Origin of the sequence: Streptomyces sp. NPDC058964 (assembly GCF_042741275.1) — a bacterium.
Lineage (GTDB): Bacteria > Actinomycetota > Actinomycetes > Streptomycetales > Streptomycetaceae > Streptomyces.
In genome coordinates, this window is the sequence record NZ_JBHYKH010000514.1 from 1 (window position 1) to 6,400 (window position 6,400).

Annotated in this window: 5 protein-coding genes; all 5 read right to left on the reverse strand. The window is 71.0% G+C overall.

What is annotated here, in order from left to right:
* On the reverse strand, nucleotides 1-388 hold a 388-nt coding region (locus ACFW2E_RS38800; protein ID WP_384474343.1), incomplete at its 3' end, for a sarcosine oxidase subunit delta.
* A 24-nt stretch (nucleotides 389-412) separates the two neighbouring features.
* Nucleotides 413-1,645 (reverse strand): sarcosine oxidase subunit beta family protein, encoded by a 1,233-nt coding sequence (locus tag ACFW2E_RS38805; RefSeq protein ID WP_384474346.1) that lies wholly within the window; start codon nucleotides 1,643-1,645, stop codon nucleotides 413-415.
* On the reverse strand, nucleotides 1,642-2,934 hold the full coding sequence (gene glyA, locus ACFW2E_RS38810) for a serine hydroxymethyltransferase (protein WP_384474348.1): 1,293 nt from the start codon (nucleotides 2,932-2,934) through the stop codon (nucleotides 1,642-1,644). The genes ACFW2E_RS38805 and glyA overlap by 4 nt, the downstream gene beginning before the upstream one ends.
* Entirely contained in the window at nucleotides 2,931-3,791 is an 861-nt protein-coding gene (locus ACFW2E_RS38815) for a bifunctional methylenetetrahydrofolate dehydrogenase/methenyltetrahydrofolate cyclohydrolase (protein ID WP_384474351.1), read from the reverse strand. Before ACFW2E_RS38815 ends, glyA begins: the two co-directional genes overlap by 4 nt.
* A 36-nt stretch (nucleotides 3,792-3,827) precedes the next feature.
* Nucleotides 3,828-6,266 carry an FAD-dependent oxidoreductase gene (locus ACFW2E_RS38820; RefSeq protein WP_384474354.1) on the reverse strand — a complete coding sequence of 813 codons (2,439 nt, stop codon included), beginning with the start codon at nucleotides 6,264-6,266 and terminating at the stop codon, nucleotides 3,828-3,830.
* Nucleotides 6,267-6,400: the final 134 nt, after the last annotated feature.

Genomic DNA, 6,400 nt, shown 5'->3' on the forward strand with positions numbered 1-6,400 from the left:
GCTCCGGGGGCTTCGCCCCCGCACCCGCATCGCGCTGAACGGGCTCGTCCTCGATCGCCGGACGGGCTGAGGGTGCCGGACCTGGCCGAGTGGTGGACGGACGCCGCAGTTCCGCAACGGCCGGACGCTCCTCCCCCGCCCGGTACACCGCCAGGATCTCGTTCGTCGCCGTGTCCCGCACCGCGTTGAACCATCTGCGGCAGCCCGCCGCGTGGCTCCACCGCTCGGCGAACGGCCCCTTGGGGTTGTCGCGGAAGAAGAGGTACCGCGCCCACTCCTCGTCGGTGAGGGCCGCGGGGTCCTCGGGCCAGGGAACGTGTGCCTGGCCGCCGTAGTGGAACTCGACCTCGTCACGGGGCCCGCACCACGGGCAGGGGATGAGCAGCATCTGGTTCGGCTCCCTTGGGGATCCCTAGTGGGCCACCGCGGCCGCGCCGTGCTCGTCGACGAGCGCGCCGGTGGTGAAACGGTCGAGCGAGAAGGGGGCGTTGAGGGCGTGGGGGGTGTCGTGGGCGATGGTGTGGGCGTAGACCCATCCGACGCCCGGGGTGGCCTTGAAACCGCCGGTCCCCCAGCCGCAGTTGAGGTAGAGGTTGCCGACCGGGCTGAGGCCGACGATGGGCGAGGCGTCGGGGCTGACGTCGACGATGCCGCCCCAGGTGCGCAGCACGTGGGCGCGGGCGAAGACCGGGAAGAGCTCCAGTGCGGCAGACATCTGCTGTTCGATGATGTGGAAGGCGCCGCGCTGGGTGTAGGAGTTGTACGCGTCGATGCCCGCACCCATGACCAGCTCACCCTTGTGCGCCTGGCTGACGTACACGTGAACGGCGTTGGACATGACGACCGTCGGGTGCACGGGTTCCAGGAGTTCGGAGACCAGGGCCTGCAGGGGGTGGCTCTGCAGCGGGAGTTCGATGCCCGCCATGGCGGCAAGCACCGAGGTGTGGCCGGCCGAGCACAGGGCGACCTTGCCCGCGGCGATCGGGCCGAGCGTGGTGCGGACTCCGGCCACCCGGCCGTCGACCACGTCCAGGCCGGTGACCTCGCAGTTCTGGATGATGTCGATTCCGGCGGCGTCGGCGGAGCGGGCGAAGCCCCAGGCCACATAGTCGTGTTTGGCGATGCCGGCGCGTGGCTGGTAGGTGCCGCCGAGAACCGGGTAGCGCACGTCGGGACGGATGTTGACGATCGGGCAGACCTCTTTGATCTGCTCGGCGTCGAGCCATTCGGCGTCCACGCCGTTGAGCCGGTTGGCCTCGACGCGGCGCACGCTGTCGCGGACGTCCTGCAGGCTGTGGGCGAGGTTCAGCACCCCGCGCTGGGAGAAGAGGATCGGGTAGTCCAGTTCCTCCTCCAGGCCCTCCCACAGCTTGAGCGCGTGCTCGTAGATGCCCGCGCTCTCGTCCCACAGGTAGTTGGAGCGGATGATCGTGGTGTTGCGGGCCATGTTGCCGCCCGCGAGCCAGCCCTTCTCCAGTACGGCGACATCGGTGATGCCGTGGTTCTTCGCCAGGTAGTGGGCGGTCGCCAGGCCGTGGCCACCGCCGCCGACGATGATCACGTCGTACGACCGCTTGGGCTCGGGTGTGCGCCAGAGCCAATCGGGGTGGTCGGGGATGTCGGCGCCGGGGGTGCTGGGGCTCATCGGACGTCTCCGTCTGCCGGGTTCGGCGAGAGGTGCGGGTAGAGCGGGTGCTTGGCGGCCAGTGCCTCGGTGCGGGCGCGCAGCGCGGCCACGTCCGGCTCGGGCTGGAGGGCCAGCGCGATCACGTCGGCGACCTCGGCGAAGTCCTCCTCGGTGAAGCCCCGGGTGGCCAGCGCGGGGGTGCCGATGCGCAGGCCCGAGGTGACCATGGGCGGGCGCGGGTCGAAGGGGACGGCGTTGCGGTTGACGGTGATGCCGATCGCATGGAGGAGGTCCTCGGCCTGCCGGCCGTCGAGTGCGCAGTCGCGCAGGTCGACCAGGACGAGGTGGACGTCCGTCCCGCCGGTGAGCACCTTCACCCCGGCGGCGGCCGCGTCCGGGCGGGTGAGGCGGTCGGCGAGGGCCCGGGCGCCGGCGAGGGTGCGGACCTGGCGTTCGGCGAACTCGGGTGAGGCCGCCACCTTGAAGGAGACCGCCTTCGCGGCGATGACGTGCTCCAGCGGGCCGCCCTGCATGCCGGGGAACACCGCCGAGTTGATCTTCTTGGCGAGGTCGGCGTCGTTGGTGAGGACGACTCCGCCGCGGGGGCCGCCGAGCGTCTTGTGCGTCGTCGTGGTGACCACGTGGGCGTGCGGGACGGGGCTGGGGTGGAGCCCGGCGGCGACCAGGCCCGCGAAGTGCGCCATGTCGACCATGAGGAGGGCGCCCACCTCGTCGGCGATCCGTCGGAAGGCCGCGAAGTCGAGCTGCCTGGGGTACGCCGACCAGCCCGCGATGATCATCTTGGGGCGGTGTTCCTTGGCGAGCCGTTCGACCTCGTCCATGTCGACGAGGTTGTCCGCCACGGCCACGTGGTACGGCACGGCGTTGAGCATCCTGCCGCTGTAGTTGATGCGCATGCCGTGGGTGAGGTGCCCGCCGTGTGCCAGGTCGAGGCCCAGGACGGTGTCGCCGGGCCGGAGCAGGGCGAAGAAGACGGCCGTGTTCGCCTGGGCGCCCGAGTGCGGCTGGACGTTCGCGAAGCCCGCGCCGAAGAGGGACTTGACGCGCTCGATGGCGAGGCGCTCGGTGACGTCGACGTGTTCGCAGCCGCCGTAGTAACGGCGTCCGGGGTAGCCCTCGGCGTACTTGTTGGTCGCGACCGACCCCTGGGCCTCCATCACGGCGGAGGGCGCGAAGTTCTCGGAGGCGATCATCTCGAGGGTGGACTGCTGGCGGTGCAGCTCGGCGCGGAGTGCGGCGTGGACCTCGGGGTCCAGCTCCGCCAGGGGGGTGTTCAGCGCGTTCATACGGTGTTCGCGTTCCTCTCGGCGGCCTCGACGACGTTGGTGAGCAGCATCGCCCTGGTCATGGGTCCCACGCCGCCGGGCATCGGCGCGAGCCATCCGGCGACGTGGGCGGCGTCCGGGTGCACGTCCCCGACGAGCCCGTGATCGGTGCGGGTGATGCCGACGTCCAGGACCGCCGCGCCGGGGCGCAGCATGTCCTTGGTGATCAGTCCGGGTGAGCTGGCGGCCGCGACGACGATGTCCGCCTCGCGTACGTGCCGGGCCAGGCCCTTGGTTCCGGTGTGGCAGAGGGTGACGGTGGCGTTCTCGGAGCGGCGGGTCAGCAGGAGGCCGAGGGGCCGGCCGACCGTGACGCCCCGGCCGATCACGCACACCCGGGACCCGGCGACGGGTACGTTGTGGCGGCGCAGGAGTTCCACGATGCCGCGCGGGGTGCAGGGCAGCGGGGCGTCCGTGCCCAGGGTGAGCCGGCCGAGGTTGACGGGGTGCAGTCCGTCCGCGTCCTTGGCGGGGTCCGTGCGTTCCAGTACGGCGTTGGTGTCCAGGTGGCCCGGCAGGGGGAGCTGCACGATGTAGCCGGTGCAGGCCGGGTCGGCGTTGAGCTCGTCGATGACGTTCTCGACCTGTCCCTGTGTCGCGTCGGCGGGCAGTTCACGGCGGATGGAGGCGATGCCGGCCTGGGCGCAGTCGCGGTGCTTTCCGGCGACGTAGGCATGGCTGCCGGGGTCGTCGCCCACCAGGACGGTGCCGAGGCCCGGCGGGCGGCCGTCGGTGGCGGTCAGCTCGGCGACACGCTCGGCGAGTTCACGGCGGATCTCGGCGGCGGTGGCCTTGCCGTCGAGCTTCTGTGCGGTCACCGGCGGTGTTCCTTCCCTCGAAGCTCTCGCGGTGCACTAACCGCGCAGGCGGGACATGGTCGGGTCGAACAGGGGCTCCTCGGCGACGACGGCCTCGATGCGCCGGTCGAAGTAGCCGATGTGCACGGTGGTGCCGGGGGTGGTGAGTTCGGCCGGGAGCCAGGCGTAGGCGATGCCCTTGCCGATCGTGTAGCCGTGGGCGGCGCTGGTGACGTAGCCGACGGCGCGGTCGCCGTCGTGGACCGGCTCCTTGCCCATGACGACGGACCGGGGGTCGTCGATGGTGAGACAGGTCAGTCTGCGGCGGACGTCCGCCTTGCGGCGTTCGAGTGCGGCCTTGCCGATGAAGTCGTCCTTGTCGAGCCTGACGGCGAAGCCGAGGCCGGCCTCGTAGGGGTCGTGCTCGTAGGTCATGTCGGTGCCGAAGGAGCGGTAACCCTTCTCCAGGCGGAGGCTGTTGAAGGCGCCGCGGCCGGCGATGACACCGCCGAGCGGCCGGGCCGCGGCCCAGAGGGTGTCCCAGAGCTTCTGGCCGAGGTCGGCGGTGGTGTACAGCTCCCAGCCGAGTTCGCCGACGTACGACAGACGCATCGCGGTGACGGGGACGCTGCCGATGTGGGCGCGCTTGGCACGGAAGTACTTCAGGCCGTCGTCGGAGAAGTCGGAGTCGGTCAGGGGCTGCAGCACCTTGCGGGCGAGCGGGCCCCACAGGCCGACGCAGCAGGTGCCCGGGGTGATGTCGCGGACGGCGACGGACCCGTCGGCGGGCAGATGGCGGGTGAACCGGTCGAGGTCGAGGTTGCCGTTGGCGCCGACCTGGAAGAGGTCCCGGGCGAGCCGGGCGACGGTGATGTCGCTGCGGATGCCGCCGTCGTGGTCCAGGAGCAGGGTGTACGTCACCGAGCCGACGGACTTGTCGACCTTGCCGGTGGACAGCCGCTCCAGGAAGGCGGCGGCGCCCGGACCGCTGACCTCGAGGCGCTTGAGGGCCGTCATGTCGTACATCGCCACGGTCTCCCGGGTGGCCTGGGCCTCGGCGCCGACGATGGGCGACCAGTAACGGGCGGCCCAGTCGTTGGGCGTGGGGATGTTGCGGCCCTCGACGAGGGAGGCGTTGGCCTCGTACCACTGCGGGCGCTCCCAGCCGTTGGCCTCCAGGAAGAACGCGCCGTGTTCCCGCTGGCGGGCGTGGAAGGGGCTGGTGCGGACGGGCCGTGGCTTCCCGGAGGGCTGGAGCGGGTGGAGGATGTCGTAGACCTCGACGAAGTTCTGGCAGTCGCGGGCCAGGACGTACTCCGGGGAGAGCTGGTGCGGCTCGAAGCGGTTGACGTCGCACTCGTGCAGGTCGAAGGAGGAGCAGTAGCCGTCGACCAGCCACTCCGCCACGGCCCGGCCGACGCCCGCGGAGTGGGTGACCCAGACGGCCTCCGCCACCCAGAAGCCCTTGACCTCCGATGACTCGCCGAGCAGCGGGTAGCCGTCGGTGGTGAAGGAGAACAGGCCGTTGATGCCCTCCTCGACCTTGGCCTCCTTCGTCGCGGGCAGCAGGGACCGGGTCTCGGTCCAGGCGTCCTCGAAGTCCTCCTCGGTGAACTTCAGGACCGAGGGCATCTGCTCGGCCTCGTCGACGGAGAGGATGTCGTCGGCGCAGACGGGCATGGGGCGGTGGCCGTAGTAGCCGATGCCGAGGCCGTCGAAGCGGTCGCGGTAGTAGAGGTCCGCGTCCTGGTGCCGCAGGATCGGGCGCACCGCTTCCTCGGTCTGGCCGGCCAGGGCCGGGACCGGGCCGGTCCAGGCCAGCTGGTGGGCGAGCGGGGTGAGCGGAAGGTTCATCCCGACCATGCGGGCGATCTTCGGACCCCAGATGCCGGCGCAGCACACCACGATGTCGGCGGGGAGCTCGCCCTGGTCGGTCAGGACCCCGGTCACCCGGCCCTCGCTCTGCCGTACGTCGAGGACTTCGTGGCGGGCGAGGAAGCGGACCCCCCGTTCGGTGGCGCGGCGGATCTGCGCCTCGACGGCGAGGACCGCCTTGGCCAGGCCGTCGGTGGGGACGAGGAGACCGCCGAGGATCTTGTCGCGGTTGACGAGCGGGTGCCGCTCCACGCACTCGTCGGGGGTCAGCAGCCGGGCCTCGATACCCCAGGCGGTGATCCAGCCGTGGCGGCGGTGGAGCTCGGTGAGGCGCTCGGGGGTGGTGGCCACTTCCAGGCCGCCGACCTGCAGGAAGCAGGGCTTGCCGTCGACGTCGAGGGAGCAGAACTTCTCGACGGTGTAGCGGGCCAGCTCCGTCATGGTCTTGGAGGGGTTCGTCTGGAAGACCAGGCCCGGCGCGTGCGAGGAGGAACCCCCCGTGGCCGGGAGGGGGCCCTGGTCGACCACGGTCACTTCGGTCCAGCCTCGCGCGGAGATCTCGTCCGCGAGAGCCGCTCCCACGACGCCCGCTCCGATGATGACCACTCGGGGTCCCGCCATCGCCCAACCTCCGAACTTGAAACCAGTCCAGTTGCTGTCTGCGCAACATGATTCAGGTTGCGCAACTCAATGTGCCTGCCCCGGAGGAGGGGTGTCAAGGGGGCGCAGGGGGTCGGTGAACTGCGCGAAACACC